15 protein-coding genes are annotated in these 16,239 nt (G+C 40.8%); 2 read left to right on the forward strand and 13 right to left on the reverse strand.

Going from position 1 to position 16,239, the window contains the following annotated elements:
* Positions 1–469: 469 nt before the first annotated feature.
* Both aspS and hisS read right to left on the reverse strand, forming a co-directional pair.
* The gene (gene aspS, locus EKM61_RS09530) at positions 470–2,248 is read right to left on the reverse strand and encodes an aspartate--tRNA ligase (protein WP_068224524.1); all 1,779 of its coding nucleotides are present in this window, start codon (positions 2,246–2,248) and stop codon (positions 470–472) included.
* 16 nt (positions 2,249–2,264) lie between these two features.
* Positions 2,265–3,554 carry a histidine--tRNA ligase gene (hisS, locus tag EKM61_RS09535; RefSeq protein ID WP_068224527.1) on the reverse strand — a complete coding sequence of 430 codons (1,290 nt, stop codon included), beginning with the start codon at positions 3,552–3,554 and terminating at the stop codon, positions 2,265–2,267.
* Positions 3,555–4,201: 647 nt separating this feature from the next.
* On the opposite strand from hisS, the gene EKM61_RS09540 reads away from it, so the two are divergent.
* Positions 4,202–5,470: an N-acetylmuramoyl-L-alanine amidase gene (locus EKM61_RS09540; protein WP_068224529.1), complete on the forward strand. Its 1,269-nt coding sequence runs from the start codon at positions 4,202–4,204 to the stop codon at positions 5,468–5,470.
* 158 nt (positions 5,471–5,628) lie between these two features.
* Here EKM61_RS09540 and EKM61_RS09545 read toward each other — a convergent pair whose 3' ends face one another.
* The 11 genes from EKM61_RS09545 to EKM61_RS09595 all read right to left on the reverse strand — a co-directional run bounded on the left by EKM61_RS09545 (position 5,629) and on the right by EKM61_RS09595 (position 14,677).
* Positions 5,629–5,955 (reverse strand): AzlD domain-containing protein, encoded by a 327-nt coding sequence (locus tag EKM61_RS09545; RefSeq protein ID WP_068224533.1) that lies wholly within the window; start codon positions 5,953–5,955, stop codon positions 5,629–5,631.
* On the reverse strand, positions 5,945–6,736 hold the full coding sequence (locus EKM61_RS09550; RefSeq protein ID WP_068224536.1) for an AzlC family ABC transporter permease: 792 nt from the start codon (positions 6,734–6,736) through the stop codon (positions 5,945–5,947). Before EKM61_RS09550 ends, EKM61_RS09545 begins: the two co-directional genes overlap by 11 nt.
* An 81-nt stretch (positions 6,737–6,817) precedes the next feature.
* Positions 6,818–7,441 (reverse strand): HAD-IA family hydrolase, encoded by a 624-nt coding sequence (locus EKM61_RS09555; RefSeq protein WP_068224539.1) that lies wholly within the window; start codon positions 7,439–7,441, stop codon positions 6,818–6,820.
* A 211-nt stretch (positions 7,442–7,652) separates the two neighbouring features.
* Positions 7,653–8,096, reverse strand: a complete 444-nt coding sequence (gene dtd, locus EKM61_RS09560) for a D-aminoacyl-tRNA deacylase (protein WP_068224542.1) — start codon at positions 8,094–8,096, stop codon at positions 7,653–7,655.
* A 239-nt stretch (positions 8,097–8,335) separates the two neighbouring features.
* The gene (locus EKM61_RS09565; protein ID WP_068376932.1) at positions 8,336–10,573 is read right to left on the reverse strand and encodes a RelA/SpoT family protein; all 2,238 of its coding nucleotides are present in this window, start codon (positions 10,571–10,573) and stop codon (positions 8,336–8,338) included.
* A 103-nt stretch (positions 10,574–10,676) separates the two neighbouring features.
* Positions 10,677–11,021 (reverse strand): hypothetical protein, encoded by a 345-nt coding sequence (locus tag EKM61_RS09570; RefSeq protein ID WP_068224549.1) that lies wholly within the window; start codon positions 11,019–11,021, stop codon positions 10,677–10,679.
* Between the two features lie 368 nt (positions 11,022–11,389).
* Complete coding sequence (locus EKM61_RS09575; RefSeq protein WP_068224552.1) at positions 11,390–12,136, reverse strand: 16S rRNA (uracil(1498)-N(3))-methyltransferase; 747 nt, start codon at positions 12,134–12,136, stop codon at positions 11,390–11,392.
* Positions 12,136–13,086: a 50S ribosomal protein L11 methyltransferase gene (gene prmA, locus EKM61_RS09580; RefSeq protein WP_068224554.1), complete on the reverse strand. Its 951-nt coding sequence runs from the start codon at positions 13,084–13,086 to the stop codon at positions 12,136–12,138. Before prmA ends, EKM61_RS09575 begins: the two co-directional genes overlap by 1 nt.
* Positions 13,087–13,106: 20 nt before the next feature.
* Complete coding sequence (locus EKM61_RS09585; RefSeq protein WP_068224557.1) at positions 13,107–13,601, reverse strand: DUF3013 family protein; 495 nt, start codon at positions 13,599–13,601, stop codon at positions 13,107–13,109.
* Positions 13,598–14,227, reverse strand: coding sequence for a DNA-3-methyladenine glycosylase (locus EKM61_RS09590; RefSeq protein ID WP_068280788.1), 630 nt, complete (start codon positions 14,225–14,227; stop codon positions 13,598–13,600). The genes EKM61_RS09585 and EKM61_RS09590 overlap by 4 nt, the downstream gene beginning before the upstream one ends.
* Positions 14,228–14,308: 81 nt before the next feature.
* The gene (locus EKM61_RS09595) at positions 14,309–14,677 is read right to left on the reverse strand and encodes a hypothetical protein (RefSeq protein ID WP_068224562.1); all 369 of its coding nucleotides are present in this window, start codon (positions 14,675–14,677) and stop codon (positions 14,309–14,311) included.
* A gap of 133 nt (positions 14,678–14,810) precedes the next feature.
* Between EKM61_RS09595 and EKM61_RS09600 the strand changes: the two genes are divergently transcribed.
* Positions 14,811–16,202 carry a phosphoenolpyruvate carboxykinase (ATP) gene (locus EKM61_RS09600; protein ID WP_082918503.1) on the forward strand — a complete coding sequence of 464 codons (1,392 nt, stop codon included), beginning with the start codon at positions 14,811–14,813 and terminating at the stop codon, positions 16,200–16,202.
* The last annotated feature ends 37 nt before the right edge of the window (positions 16,203–16,239 follow it).

The following is a 16,239-nucleotide window of genomic DNA, read 5'->3' on the forward strand; positions in this document are numbered from 1 at the left end:
ATGTAAAAGACAAACCGATTTCTCAATTTCGAGAAGCCGGTTTGCCTTTTTTAAACGGTCGATTATTTACTGCTTACGAAACAACAACTAATGCCATAAATAAGCATATAGTAATAGACAAGAAAAACAGCCCCCAACACCCTTTTTAAGGCTAATTGTGGACTGTCCTTATTTTTAACTCGATCTAAGAAGTGTTTGGAAAAGCGCCCAGATTCTAAACCTTACTAGCGTTGTCGATCGGACTAAAATAAACCGAAATCCGAATTGCGGCCAAATACGCTAATAATCTTGATGCTTCATACGATGACCATTCAACTATGGCAATCGCAAGGGCCTGCTCTTTCAAATACTTTTACACCAGGTTAGTCGGGAGAATACTAACAAAAGTATTTACCTGACTAACTTAATGTAAACATAGATTTTGAGAATAGATTCTATTTTTTAAATACGCACTAAACTATCAGCTTTTTTATTCTTTATTTTGATCGTAAACACTAAGATCAAGATCTAATAATTGCTTCGTCGAAACCTTGCCCGGCGCGTTGGTCAACGGATCCCCGGCCTTAGAATTCTTAGGAAAGGCAATGACGTCGCGAATATTATCACGGCCTGACAGTAACATTGCGAAACGATCTAAGCCAATAGCTAGGCCGCCATGTGGTGGAAAACCGTATTCTAAGGCATTCAGCAAGAAACCAAAGCGTTCTTGTGCTTGTTCTTTAGTAAAGTTCAATGCACGCAACATCTTTTCTTGAAGATCGCGGTTATGAATACGAATTGAACCACCACCAAGTTCATAGCCATTTAAGACAATATCATAGCTCTGGGCGTGGGCCTGATGCGGATCCTCACCCTCGTTTAAATAATGAATATCTTCTTCGTTAGGCATTGTGAATGGATGATGTGCGGCCGTCCAACGGTGAATTCCTTCATCATATTCAAACAGTGGCCAATCAACCACCCAGATAAAGGCGTACTTCGATTCATCAATTAGATCAAGCTCATGGGCAAAGAAGGTTCGCAAATAACCCAATGTATCGGCAACAACTTTTTTACGATCGGCCGCAAATAGAATTAGGTCCCCTGTTTTAGCACCCAGCCGTTCATTAATTTCAGTTGCTTGTTCTTTAAAGAATTTTGCAATTGGGCCGCTGTAGCTATCTTCGGTTACTTTCAACCAAGCCAATCCCTGAGCACCAAAACGCTTAACGTAATCTTGAATCTTATCAATATCCTTACGTGAATATTTTTCAGCCGCACCAGGGACGCAAATTGCTTTAACCTGACCGCCAGCTGCGATTGCGTTACTGAAAACCTTAAAATCAGTATCCTTCATTAAATCCGATAAATCTTGTAATTCCATTCCAAAACGCATATCCGGTTTGTCTGAACCAAAGCGAGCCTGGGCCTCGTTCCAAGTAATCCGTGGAATTGGTGTTTTAATCTCAATACCTTTGGTTTCTTGCATAACTTCCTTCAGCAAACCCTCAGTTAAACTTTGAATCTCTTCCGCACTTAAAAAGCTAGTCTCCATATCAATTTGCGTAAATTCTGGTTGCCGATCACCACGTAAATCCTCATCCCGGAAACAACGGGCCAATTGATAATAACGATCAAAACCGGCACCCATTAATAACTGTTTAAATAATTGCGGCGACTGTGGTAAAGCGTAAAAATGACCAGGATAAACACGTGAAGGTACCAAATAATCCCGGGCCCCCTCAGGTGTTGATTTAGTTAAATCAGGTGTTTCAATATCTAAGAAACCATTATTATCTAAATAACGATGAGCCGCCTTAGTGATACTATTCCGGATCCGTAAACCCTTCTGCATTTCTGGTCGCCGTAAATCAAGGTACCGGTATTGCAAACGTAAATCGGCCGAAACATTAATATTATCCTCAATATAAAATGGTGGCGTTTTAGCCTTATTCAGAATTTCTGTGTCATGAATTTCGACTTCAACCTTCCCCGTCTTCATAGAAGGATTGATTGCGTCGTCAGCACGTTTAACAACCTTGCCCTTGGCCTCAATAACGTATTCAGAGCGCATACTATCAGCTACTGCCCACGCATCATGATCGAATTCCTGACTATAGACTAACTGCACGATACCTTCGCGATCACGCAAATCAATAAAAATCAAATTACCGAGATTACGGCGTTTTTGAACCCAACCCATCAAAGTAACTTCCTGGCCAACAAAGGCCTCATCAACTAAACCAGCGTACGTTGTTCGTTTATCCACTACCAATTCACTCCTCTTATTTAACTGCGGTCTTAAAAATAGCTTTAAAATCTGATTCAATTTCTGTAAATGGAACGGTGGTTTCTTCCCCCGTTGCCATATTTTTTAAGTTGGCAGCCTTAGCCGCTAATTCGCTGTCACCAACCGTAATAACGACTTTGGCATTTAAGCGGTTGGCCGTTTTAAACTGGGCCTTAGGTTTACGGTCTAAATAATCACGTTCAGCAGAGAAACCTGCTCCACGAATTGCCTGAATTAATTTTAAGGTCGCCGGAGCAGCAGCAGCACCAATTCCAACCAAGTAAACATCCAATTGGTCATCAACTGGTAACGGTACCTCATCAGCCGCCATAATTAGCAGCAGCCGTTCAACTCCCAGGCCAAAGCCAAACCCTGGAGCATCAGGGCCACCTAATTCACTCACTAGACCATTGTAGCGACCGCCTGCACAAACTGTCATGTAATTACCGCCAAAGGCCTTAGAATTCGACATAATTTCAAAGATTGTGTGGTTATAATAATCAAGCCCGCGCACCATATTTGCATCAATTTCATAGTCAATGCCAAGTGACTCCAGCATTTGCTTAACAGTAGTAAAGTGAGCAGTTGAAGTCTCATCAAGGTAATCCAAAATAGATGGGGCGTCCTTGACAATTTCTTGATCATGCTTATCCTTGCTGTCTAAAACGCGTAGTGGGTTTTTGTGCAAACGTTCTTTGGAATCAGCACTAAGTTCGGCAAAATGTGGTTCTAAAAAGTCAATTAATGCCTGGCGGTATGCTTGTCTAGTTTCCAAATCCCCTAACGTATTGATCACTAGCTTTAAATCCTTCAAACCAAATTGTTTCAATAATTGTAGCGCCATGGCAATTGTTTCAACATCAATGGCCGGGCTTTCACTCCCAAAAGCTTCTACACCAAGTTGGTGAAATTCACGCATACGTCCAGATTGGGGCCGTTCATAACGGAACATTGGTCCCATATAGTAAACCTTAACCGGCTTTTGATGTTCAGGTCCGTAAAGCTTATTTTCAACGTAAGCCCGAACAACACCTGCTGTTCCCTCTGGTCGTAAAACAATGTGACGATCACCTTTATCGAAGAAATCATACATTTCTTTTGTGACAATATCTGAAGTATCGCCTACGGAACGGGAAAAAACATCAAAATTTTCAAACATTGGCGTTCGAATTTCTTTAAATTGGTAAGCCTTAAAAACATCCCGCGCTGTTTGTTCAACGTACTGCCATTTTTCAGACTCGCCTGGTAAAATATCGGCGGTTCCCTTTGGTCGTTGGTATGCCATTTTTTCGAATTCCTCCTTATTATTTTCACTTTATTGCGTACGGATCCGCTAACTCATTATTCTTCTAGCGTTTGGCGTGAACTAGTTAAACTATTTAGCCCGGAAATTTTGCGGCTGGGACAAAAGTTCTAACCCTCTACTATTCCGAGCATTACTCTATAACGTGCACCAAAGGTTTAGGTTCACGTGCCTAACTACAGCTAAGCCACCACGCCTGAGTCTATTCTCCACGTAACACTCAAACTCGATATAATGCTCACTGTGCGCACTTAACGACATTCAGGCATCTTTTCCTGGTGGAAACGAAAAAACACCCCTGTCGCTTTGACAAGGGTGCTGAATTAGCACGGTACCACCTTAAATATAACTTACCCCATATCGCTGGGTCGCGAGACTGACGTCTAACCTAAGAAGTGTCAAATTAGTGCTAACTTTTAGTGGCTTTCAGCAAACCCACTTTTCTGTAAAAAGTTCTGAACGAATTTATCTTCCTCATTGGCCTTTATAATTCAGTTTTTACGTTACCGAATATTGTTTTGAAAGTCAAGTTTGTTTTCAGTATTTGTTGCCAGTAAATTTAAGTCATAACCCATTATCGTGTTTATTTGTTATAATGGCTATAAATCAATTCGGAAGGTGACACAAGAATGCTAAGACGATTCGTACACTGCATAATTCTACTATTAGCCTGTGTCACCTTAATTTTACTGGTTAATCAATCGGTAACCGCTGCAAGTAAAACGATAACCGTTCAGGCAAGCCGCGTGAACGTCCGGATGGGACCGGGTTTGGCCTATGACACCATGACTCAATTAAAACACGGTGCCAAGATTCATATTATAACAACTAAAAACGGTTGGTACCAGGTTCGCCTAGCAAGTGACAAAATTGGTTGGGTAGCAAGCTGGTTGGTTAATAACAGTGAAGTGAGTTCGGCTGCCAATCAAAAAGGCACAATGAATGAAACGATCTATGCCCGTGAACACCCCGATAGTTCTAGTCAAATATTAGGTACGATGACAGCCAATACTCCCGTCACGATTATTTACCAACAAGGTGCTTGGTCCCAGATCATTTTTAAAAATACGGTTGCTTGGTTACCAAGTCACACCATCACCCAACAAAACAACAACCAGCAAACCCAAACTGTCGATCCAACAATCAAAACGATGACCGTTCGCTCTGATCAAGCAAAGTTACGGACTGGCCCGGCAATTAACCACCAGATCATAGCAACCCTTAAAAAACAGGCTAATTTAACCTATATTGCCACGGATGGCGATTGGTACAAGGTCAAAACAGCAGCAGGACAAACGGGTTACATCGCAAATTGGCTAGTCAATCTTAATAGCACAACTCCTAACAATGCAACAAATCTATCCGAGGCAACGATTGTTCTCGATCCCGGGCATGGTGGCCGTGACTCTGGTGCTATCTCGTTAAAAAAGACTTATGAAAAAACATTTACGTTGGCCACCGCTAAGGCGATTGCGGCTCGGCTAAGATCGGCCGGGGCCCGCGTTATCTTAACCCGAAACAAAGATAAGTACGTCGGCCTATCCCCACGACCAGCAATTGCTAAACGGGTGCACGCTGATGCTTTTATCAGTATTCACTTTGATTCTAGCGAGACTGCAAATACTGGTAGCGGTACAACAACTTACTACTACAAAAAGAAAAAGGATTTGGCCCTTGCTAAGGCACTTGATCAACAATTAAAACAACTACCACTTAACAACCGTGGCACCGATTTTGGTAATTTTCTAGTCTTACGGGATAATACCCGCCCTGCCGTCTTGTTAGAGCTAGGCTACATTAATAACAAACATGATTATCGTGAAATTCAAGAAAAGGCCTATCAAAAACAAGTAGCAACAGATGTTTATCAAGGCCTCAGTCATTATTTCAAGCAATAAATGAGTTCAAAGAATTGGAGTGGGACACAAGTCTTAGTTCACGTTCTAAAGTAATGTTCAGAATCAAAAAGAGGCTAGGACTTTTGTCCGGGCCTCTTTTGCTAGATTGTATTAGAATTAATGCTTCACAACCAAAATATCATAATTTTGCAGTCCTACTACAAAACGTACGAAAAAATTAGAATTGAGATCAGTCCGGCAATTACCGTGATCCCCATTGATTTTGTTCGTGCCGCAATCAAAAAAACCAACAAGGTTGAAATAACCTCCGCGGCACTATTAACGTTAAACGTGTATGTAGAAGTAACAAACACATCTTTTGCTATTAAAGCAGTAAACAAGGCGACTGGAATGTACTTCATCCATTCATCAAACCAGGCCGGAATTTTACGCTTGGTAAAGTAAAGTAATGGTACAACTCGCGGAATAAAAGCAACAATCGCCGCTAAAATAATCAGTAATAAATAGTCACCGTTAGTCCTCATGGTTGTCGCTCGTCTCCTTTACATCCGTAAATTGACCCTTTCTTCGGTGAAGATGCAGTCCACGCAATAAGAAGGCGTGCTTATGCCCCTCTAAACTATGTTCAATCAGAAAACCAACAAAAGAAGCAATTAGGGTGGCAATTACCAAGCCCATTGTACTTTTAAGGACAATCATCAACCAAACCGATAACATCCCTGATAAAGCAGCGACACCAATCGATAGCCAGTTTTTAACTTGCATAACCATCATGTAACCAAATAGTGCAGTTAAAGTAAAATTAACAATATTAACGTCAAAGTGGATTAAATTACCAATTGTCGAGCCAATCATATTACTAACGGTCCAAAAAAGCATTGAGTAATGATTAACCATTACTGCCTTATGCCCATTCCAATTCTTATCAGTTGCAAACTTAAGGTAATTAATCGCATAATTTTCATCATTCATTGAACTTGCAAAGTACACTAAAAATCCCAGTGATTCTTTTTTCATAAAGGGCGATAAACTAGCCGAAAGTAAGGCATAGCGAAGTTCCAGAAAAAGTAACATTAGAAGTACTTGTAATAAAGGTGCGTGAATCGCCAACATTGAGGCGATTAAAAACTGGGCACCTCCTGAAAAAACAAGAATTGAAACAAGCCCAGTCAAAAGAATATTGAAACCGGAAGAATGTAGTAAAATACCACACGCTAACCCGATCGGAATATAGCTTAAACAAAGTGGCAACGCAATCTTAAAAACTGCTAGCCAACCTTGATTTTCTTCATCTACTTCATTCAAAAGTCTGCCTCCAGATTCATGCAATAAACCTAGGTGATTATAACATATCCCTTTTGCCAATTTGTAGTCTTAATTAACCGTTTAACCAATGTAAGGTATCAAATCAGTCAATTGATCAATTGTAATTGTTGCGTTACTGACGCCATGAAAAGCATCAATATCATAAAAGCAGGCTTTAACGCCAGCATTTAAGCCGGCCTCAACATCTAATGGCCGATCACCAACCATAATCGTATTTGCCGCCTTTAATTGATAACGACTAATTAAATATATTAATGACTCTGGGTCCGGCTTACGCTTAAAGTGTTGATCACTGGTAACAAAATCAGTGAATAATTCAGCCAAGCCGTCATGTTCAAGAAAACGAATTGCTCCGCGATCACGGTGTGTTAACAAAAAATTGCGGCCACCTTTATCGATCACTGCCTGACAAGTTTCCAGTGCACCCTTAAGTGGCTTTGGCTCAAGCTGCCGGTCTTCCTCAATTTCATGATACCGCGCCTTGACCTGTTCATTAGACAAACCCTTTAATTCGCTAAAATGTTGAATTGCATAGTGAACCGAACGAACTTTAATCAGACGATAAAGTTCGCCATCTTCAACCTGAATATTAAATTCCTGAAGTGTTTTTTGTAATGATTTTAAAATAATTGGGTATGTATCGTATAAAGTACCATCAAAGTCCCAAATGACAGAATCTAACATCAGTTAAACCACTCCTTCAAAAGTCTAGAACTAGCATAACGTTTTTTAAATTTTCTGTAAATATCTTTTTAATTGACTAACGGTAAAATTAACTAATTAAGCGCTTTTTTTAAATATTTAAAAGAACACTAGAAAATCGTTTTTAGAAATACGTTCTTGCAGAAACATTTTACGCCGGATGAGTTAAAAACACACTTTAACCACTGCCAGTTCATTTATTCTCAGTATCAAATAAAATAGTCACCGGGCCATCATTAACCAATTCGACCTGCATATCAGCACCAAACTCTCCCGTTTCAACGGGAACCGATTGGGCTAAGGCTTGATTAAATTTCCGGTATAACATCTTTGAACGCGCTGGATCACCAGCACCTTGAAAGCTCGGCCGGTTACCCTTTTTGGTATCCGCATAAAGCGTAAACTGCGAAACCGACAAGATCGCGCCGCCAACTTGTTCTAGTGAGCAATTCATTTTACCCTGCTCATCTTCAAAAACACGTAATTTAATAATTTTATGAACTAAATAATCTAAATCGGCCTGCTGATCTGCATCGGAAAAAGCAACCAACACTAAATAACCACGTTTGATGGCCCCAACGACTTGCCGTTCAATTGTCACCTGTGCCGAACGAACGCGCTGTAAAACGACACGCATTAAAAATTCCCCCTGGTAAGTTTCTTAAATTTGAGCCACTAAAAAAAGAGCTATTTCAAAGGCACTCCTTCATCGTACCAAATTCTGACGAGGAAATCAGTTACGTTTGCGGATCACTTTTAAAAAAGCTCTGTTTAAATCCTATTTTATTGCGGATACCCCAAAACTAAATTGTTTGGTGTTCTTTATTAATTAAGCGTGATTTTTTAAGAGTACCACCATTTGTTTCATCACTACTCTTATTCGCTGGCCCGTCTAACACTATAAACATCAGGAATATTTTTGATGCTATCAATCAGCCGGGTTAGATGTGCCAAATTTGTAATCGCAACGGTCACGTGGATGGTTGCCATGTTATCATGGTCAACCTTGCCACTAACTGAGGTTAGGTTTTTAGTTTGTGAATTTAAATTCTGTAAAACATCGTTGAGCAGGCCTGAACGATTATAGCCATAAATTTCCAAATTAGTATCATAACTAACACCCTTGGCCCCCGTATCTTCCCACTCAACCTCAATTAAACGATTTTCAGCATCTTGGGCATTTTGCACATTAGGACAGTCGGTTCGGTGAATCGAAACGCCACGTCCCTTGGTCACGTACCCCACAATTGGATCACCAGGAACGGGATTACAGCACTTACTCAAGTGAACCAATAAATTATCGACCCCTTGAATAACAACACCACCTTCATGCTTAATTTTTAGGGGTTGTTCTTTAGTTTTAGTCTTGGCCTGTTGATTGGTCGGTTTGGCATCCGAATTCAAAACAGCTTTGGCCTGCTGATCCTGAGCTACTTTTTCCCGTGCCTTACGCGCCTTTTCAGTTAAACGGTTACTGACCGCCAACGGCGAAAGTTCACCATAACCAACAGCAGCCAGCAGCTCCTCTTCCGTACTAAAATTAAATCGATCTAGGATTTGACCAAGTGTCTCGCGATTTAAGAAATCCTTTGGCAAAAAATCCATTTCGGCCAATTGCTTTTCCAGCATATCCCGGCCCTTTTCAACATTTTCGGACTTATCTGCTTGTTTGAAAAAGCGTTTAATCTTATTTCTGGCCTTACTGGTGTTAACTAAATTAATCCAATCACGACTGGGCGTAGAATTAGGCGAAGTTAAGATATCAACAATATCCCCATTTTTAAGTTGGTAATTAAGTGGCACAATTTTGCCGTTTACCTTTGCGCCAATCGTTTTATTACCTACTTCTGTATGAATGGTATAGGCAAAATCTAACGGGCCAGAACCCTTAGATAGTTCGTAAACATCGCCCTTAGGTGTAAATACATAAACCCGGTCAGAGAAAATGTCACCCTTAACACTCTCCATAAAATCGGCAGCATCAGAAGTTTCATCCCCAAGCTCTAAAATCTCCCGGAACATATCGATGCGCTTACCATTTGAATCATATTTAACTTCGTCTTGTTTGCCTTCTTTATAGGCCCAATGCGCTGCAACACCATATTCGGCAACTTGGTGCATTTCTTCTGTTCGAATTTGAATTTCCAACGGCTTACCTTTAGGCCCAATAACGGTCGTATGAATGGATTGGTACATATTGGCCTTAGGCATTGCAATATAGTCCTTAAAGCGACCAGGCATTGGCTTCCATTTAGTGTGAATGGCACCTAAAACGGCATAACAATCTTTAATCGAATCAACAATAACCCGGATTGCCTGTAAGTCATAAATTTCTTCAAATTGTTTGTGCTTATCACGCATTTTTTTATAGATCGAATAAATGTGTTTTGGCCGTCCATAAATTTGGTATTTGATACTGAACTCAGTCATTGATGACTTGATTTCCGTGATAGCCTCGTTGATGTAGGCCTGCCGCTGTGTTCGCTTAGAATTCATCAAATGGACAATTCGGTAATACTGTTGTGGATTAAGGTAACGCAATGAAATATCTTCTAATTCCCACTTAAATTGACTAATCCCTAAACGATCGGCCAAAGATGCGTATATCTCTAACGTCTCATTAGCAATGCGCCGCTGTTTATCCGGTCGTAAATGCTGTAATGTTCGCATATTATGCAACCGATCGGCTAACTTAACCATGACTACCCGTAAATCTTTGGCCATCGCTAAAATCATTTTACGGTGATTTTCCGCTAAGGCATCTTTATGAGCAACGTACTGGATTTTGCTTAATTTTGTTACACCATCAACAATAATAGCAACATCAGTACCAAATAACTCTTTAATATCGCCTAGTGTAACGTTTGTGTCCTCAACAACATCATGTAAAAACCCAGAGGCAACGGTTGCCGGATCCATCTCAAGTTCAGCCAAAATGGCCGCAACCTGAATTGGGTGGATAATATAAGGCTCCCCGGACTGCCGAAATTGTTCTTGATGGACGTAGGTAGCAAAATCAAGCGCCCGTTTAACGAAAGCGACATGCTCTGAGTTCATATAGGTCTTAACCAACGCCATAATATCATCGGCAGAGTATTCTTTATCTTTTGGCATAGCCGCCACACCCCTTTTACTTTGATACAAAAATAGCACGATAACGTGAAAACGCAACGTGCTCAATATTTTCAGTAATCACCTAAATTATACCTAAGGTCAGTCATTTTGCAACTGAGATTGGCTTTTTTAACCCATAACTCAAATAGCTAAGGCATAGATAAATTAGGGCGAACCAATAAGCATATTTTCCGTATAAAAAATAAACTGCAAGTGTAAATAAAAATGGAAAAATCAAAATTAACCAAGCTGGCCGTTTTTTTCGAGCAACTTGAAGACCAAATAAAATGGCCGCAATCCCATTAACAATTATAAATCCCCACCCAATTCGAATCACGGAACTAATGTGTAGTGCTCGTGAAATTAGTGGCAAAATAAAAGTTAACAATAAACTAATTAAAAAGTAACTAGTGACTGGCATTAATAAAATTTGTTTTATTTTTGTCAAAATAGCGCCTCGCAATTCATTGGATTTTCTGACTAGGATGTTTATTAGAAGTTACTTTTACTAGTATTCACCTGATCGCTTTAGTGTAAAAATATCTGAATCCATCTTTTTGTAGTATTCTGCAACCAAATTAGTTTAGATGTGTCTTAAAGGCGGATTCTTGCGCTTACTAGGCACCAACTTATTAGTAGGACCCGAATGGCCAACGTCTGCAACAGGGAGATTATTAGTGCTCTTAACCGTGATTCGGCTCCAAATCTACCTTGGTCCGACCAACACTCCCTAATAACGCTTAATTTACAGCGCAGAATCTAACCGCCTTCAACCACTTTCTAATATTCAGATAATACTGTAGATTTTACCATTTATTACTGTAATTCCCAAATAACGGATAAAGCGGCCAATAAATAAAGCGGGGCTGTTTCCGCACGGAGTATTCTAGGCCCCAAACCAACTGGAACAAACGCCGCATTTTCTAACAAAGCGACTTCTGCAGGTGCCAAACCACCTTCAGGACCAAAAACGGCGACTAAATGTTGTCCCGTCTTCATTTGCTGAACTTGCTTGACCAATTGAGCCGTTTCGCCTTGCTTGGCCGCCTCTTCGTATGCAACAATACCTGTATCTTTCGCTAACAACGTAACCGCCTTTAAATTAGGTAAAATCACCACTTCGGGAACACTTAGGCGGTGTGATTGTCGTGCCGCTTCCAAAGCAATTTTGGCCAACCGTTCCTGCTTTTTAGGTTGTTTTTTTTCATCCCATTTTGCAACCCCGTACTGGCTCATGAAAAAAACAAACTGACTAGCGCCCATCTCGGTTCCCTTTTGAACAATCCATTCGGCCTTGTCCTTTTTAGAAACCCCGCAAACAATTGTTACTGTACAAGGTAGCTCACTTTGACTCACCAAGGATTTCTCTAATTGCACAGTAACTTGTTTGCCATCAACGAACTTGATTTTGGCCTGAAAGGCAACCTGTTCATTAAAAACAACTTCAATTTTATCCCCAACTACCATTCGCATAACACGGATAACGTGATGAGCCGCCTCACTATCCAAAGTGAACGTTTGCCCTAATTGAGGCGTGTCAGCCGTCATAAAATACCGTTGCATTAAGCGTCATCCTCCTGTAATTGAACAATTAAAGCAAACCAATCACCTTCATTACGCTGTTGCCGAACAATAAAACCATTAGCAGTCATTGCCTCCCGGATCATCGCTACCTTGTCCACAATAATACCGGACACAATAAAATAACCGTTGGCCCTTAAAAGTGGTTTAACTTGTGGAATCAGTGGAACAATGATTTCAGCCAAAATATTAGCCACAATTAAATCTGCCTTTTGTTTAATTCCCTGTAATAAATCATTCGCAGTTACCTGAATATCCGCCGCAATTGGGTTTAATGCCAAATTACTTTTAGCGGAAGTAACGGCAACCTCATCTAAATCGTAGGCAAAGACTTGCTTAACCCCTAATAATTTGGCCGCAATACTTAAAACACCTGAGCCAGTACCGACATCAAGCATTGTTTCACCGCCGCGGACCTTATCTTCAAGTGCCTCCAGCGTCAACTTAGTTGTTGGGTGGGTTCCAGTTCCAAAGGCCATCCCTGGATCTAGCCGAATAACCTGTTCCTGAGCCTGTTGGGGCTGATATTTCTCCCAACTCGGTACAACCGTTAAGTAGCGCGTCACCCGAACCGGATGATAATATTTTTTCCAAGCAGTTGCCCAATCACCCTCATCAACGGCACTAGTGGTTAAGGTCCCCGCACCGGCGTCAAGTCCATATTGGCGTAACTGCTGCACACGCTGTTTGATAGTGGGTAATAATTCTGGCAAAAAAATGGTCTCTGGATAATAGGCCGATACCTCTGCACCAGACTGAATATGTGGTAATTTTGCTGGATCAAAAATCTCGCCGTGCTTGCCAACACTGATTGGTTTGAAATCGGCCGCATTATTTATTTGAACGCCAGTTGCGCCAGCCTCCATTAAAATATTGGCGACGGCCTCAACAGCTTCATTACTGGTCTTAACTGTTACTTCTGTCCACTTCATTATCTTTTCCCCTATCTAATCTAAAAACGCGGGTATGGTAAGTAATCGCTAGCTTGAATTGTACCATTGGCCGCAACTTGGGCCTGATAGGCCACATTATCCCACTTTAGTTGAAATGTCGGCACCGCATCATCGTTTAAGAAAGTCATTAAATCACTTAGCCCATTATCAACGACTTCTTCTAAGTAAGTAAAAATGGCCGTAACTTGTTGTTTGGCCAACCCTTGCTTCCCAGTAAAGGGAATCATTGCTAAATAATCAGTTTGGTAGGCCGCACCATCTAAACGCTTAGTATCATAAATTAATAGTTGATCTTCAAACTCAATTTTTTTATCGGTTGAACTGACTCCCGTGGCATCTAAAATAGTCTGTGCCACTTTGTTCTGTGCGATTAAATCAATCGTAATTTCAAAAACGTGATGCTGTTGATCCCAGTTTAAAACCAATGTTGCGTTTGCATCATCAAAAGCGGCCACTTGCTCCGCCAATTCATCCAATAAGGTTACTTTTTTCATTTTTGCCACCCATTATTTTCTAAATTCATTTCACGCTTAGTAATCCTCGAAACAAAGGGATTGTGCGCAACATAAAAACGCAATGGCGCCGTTTGCCACTCTCCCTTATCATTAATTCCAATGCGGCCCGTTTCCGCAATCGCTAATGGCCTTTTATAGTGCGTTACATCAAGTGTTAACGGCGAACTAACATAATTATTTAAGTTCAAGTTCAAATTTTGAATGCCAAACGCACTCATTAATTTTCCCGGTCCATTAGTTAAATCGTACAAGTGCTTCGGCCAATGTCGGTTCAGTTGCATTTGCGCAACACCGGCATCCGGTTCCACCCCACGAATTAAGATTCCTTGGGGGTTTCCCTTCTTTTGCGTAATGATATTCAATAAAAACTGTCCGTAAATTGTGTAAATATAGATCGTTCCCGCCGGCCAATAGAGGGCCTCGTTCTTCTTCGAACGGTGCCCACCAAACGCGTGAGCCGCACGGTCACATTGACCAAGGTAAGCCTCATCTTCCACAATATAACCTGAAATTATTCCCTGTGGTGTTTGATAACAAATCTTTTTACCCAACAAATCACGAGCAATTTCAACGGTTGAACGTCCTGCCAAAAAATCATCTAACATTTTATCACCTAAAAATAGCAGCCACCAAATTACTAAATCATTTGCGGATGATCTTATAAAAAGATAACTGGATAAGTTAATTTACTCCGTACCCCAGAACGTAATATCCATCTGTCTATCACCAGAAGCGAAATAATCAATGCCTAATTTCTGGCTAGACTGATTAACAATTTGGTAATATTGTTTTGTGTCAAGATGCCCTGGGTGTACCGCTCGCGCATACAAATATTTTACCATTTTATGAATTAACGGATCATCCAATTTTTGTTGGGCTTCAAATTGAAAAGTTATATAAAGTAAATCGCTGGTCGCACGATCAAAAGTAACTTGATCAATCGAGTAGCCACCAAAGTTAGTTTCCTTTTTCAAATCGGCCACAAATGTTTCGACTTGCTTCCGCGTAAAAGTCGCCGTATAAAACATGATTCGCCAAGTGATTGTTTCATTCATTTTAAGCCGCCTCCAGTTTATTCATCATTATGCCATAGCCAACCAAGCTAAACCAGTCACGATGTAAAATACACCGATAAAAAGAAGATTGTGCTACAATTGTGAAAACGGATACAAGAACAGGAGTGATCTTATGAGTACAGTTGGTCAGTACAATGAAAGTACTATTCGCAAAACGAATCCAATCTTCTCACAATTACGGACAACGATTGAATCGACCTTTTATGGAAACAACATTACGGCCATCAATGATGTTGCAACTGCCTACCACCTTGCCCACGATGCCCCGGAAACAATCATCACTGACCTACCAATTAAATATGCTGATGAACTAGGATTACCTGCCGATGCCGTCATGTTGGTTGATAATAATGGCCAAATAGTCGGACGAACAGCAGCCGCACGCCGTATTCTTGGTCATTCCGGCGTCGATACTGCAGTCATGGCCAAAATTGCTCGGGAGGCCATCTACCAAGGCTCCAAGCAGACTTTTTACAAAACCAGCGTGGTTGTCGGCCTGGATGAAGATTTTATGTTAAAAGCCCACTTAGCGATTCCAAAAGGATTTGAAAATAATTTACTTTCTTACTTATTAAATTTTCAAGCCATTAATCAACATTACGCAAAACACTATCAGGCCTCGACAGCTTACAACGAGGGTGATATTTTCATTTACGCCAACCCTGACTTTCAGCACCCTGATTTTCCAAATGGACTTGCACTTTTTGACCCGCAACATAACGTTGCCATTATCCTAGGGTTACGTTATTTTGGTGAATTAAAAAAGGCCACACTTACTTTGGCCTGGGCAACTGCTCACCGTAATGGCTATGTTGCTTGTCATGGTGGTGAAAAAGCGTTTCACTTTACTGATCGACCTGACCAAGTTTACGCGATGTTTGGCCTTTCTGGTTCCGGCAAATCAACTTTGACCCACGCAAAACATGGTGGCCGTTTTAAAACGACTGTCTTGCACGATGATGCCTTTGTTATTTCCCGTAAGAACGGTAGCTCAGTTGCGCTTGAACCGGCCTACTTCGATAAAACGAATGATTATCCCTCCGGTACAGCCGAAACCGAGTATTTTATGACCTTGATGAACGTTGGGGTCACCTTAAATACGGCGGGTCAAAAAACGTTGGTTACCGAAGATCTACGAAATGGTAATGGTCGAACAGTTAAATCACGTTATGCCTCTACTAACCGGGTAGATAAAGAAAGTGCTCCAATTAATGCCATTTTCTGGATCATGAAGGATGATAGTCTACCACCAGTTATTAAAGTTTCTGACCCAATTCTGGCCGCTACCTTAGGCGTAACGTTGGCCACAAAACGTTCTTCTGCCGAAAATTTAGTCGGTAAAATTGATCGTAAGGCCTTAGTGATTGAACCGTTTGCCGATCCATTTCGTGCGTACCCATTAAAGGAAGATTACTCTGATTTTAAGAGTTTATTCGAAGAACAAAAAGTTGCCTGTTATATTCTGGCTCTATACTTTTTCCTGTTGATAGTTTACAAATGGTAAACTATTAACAGGATTTTTGTGCAGAAAAAGAGCTCAC

The organism is Loigolactobacillus backii (assembly GCF_003946275.1).
Lineage (GTDB): Bacteria > Bacillota > Bacilli > Lactobacillales > Lactobacillaceae > Loigolactobacillus > Loigolactobacillus backii.

Bases quoted from the DNA above. Each gene is read 5' to 3' on its own strand.
- hisS (WP_068224527.1), bottom strand. From the start codon at position 3,554: ATGGCATACCAACGACCAAAGGGAACCGCCGATATTTTACCAGGCGAG.
- EKM61_RS09540 (WP_068224529.1), top strand. From the start codon at position 4,202: ATGCTAAGACGATTCGTACACTGCATAATTCTACTATTAGCCTGTGTC.
- EKM61_RS09545 (WP_068224533.1), bottom strand. From the start codon at position 5,955: ATGAGGACTAACGGTGACTATTTATTACTGATTATTTTAGCGGCGATT.
- EKM61_RS09555 (WP_068224539.1), bottom strand. From the start codon at position 7,441: ATGTTAGATTCTGTCATTTGGGACTTTGATGGTACTTTATACGATACA.
- dtd (WP_068224542.1), bottom strand. From the start codon at position 8,096: ATGCGTGTCGTTTTACAGCGCGTTCGTTCGGCACAGGTGACAATTGAA.
- EKM61_RS09565 (WP_068376932.1), bottom strand. From the start codon at position 10,573: ATGCCAAAAGATAAAGAATACTCTGCCGATGATATTATGGCGTTGGTT.
- EKM61_RS09575 (WP_068224552.1), bottom strand. From the start codon at position 12,136: ATGCAACGGTATTTTATGACGGCTGACACGCCTCAATTAGGGCAAACG.
- prmA (WP_068224554.1), bottom strand. From the start codon at position 13,086: ATGAAGTGGACAGAAGTAACAGTTAAGACCAGTAATGAAGCTGTTGAG.
- EKM61_RS09585 (WP_068224557.1), bottom strand. From the start codon at position 13,601: ATGAAAAAAGTAACCTTATTGGATGAATTGGCGGAGCAAGTGGCCGCT.
- EKM61_RS09590 (WP_068280788.1), bottom strand. From the start codon at position 14,227: ATGTTAGATGATTTTTTGGCAGGACGTTCAACCGTTGAAATTGCTCGT.
- EKM61_RS09595 (WP_068224562.1), bottom strand. From the start codon at position 14,677: ATGAATGAAACAATCACTTGGCGAATCATGTTTTATACGGCGACTTTT.
- EKM61_RS09600 (WP_082918503.1), top strand. From the start codon at position 14,811: ATGAGTACAGTTGGTCAGTACAATGAAAGTACTATTCGCAAAACGAAT.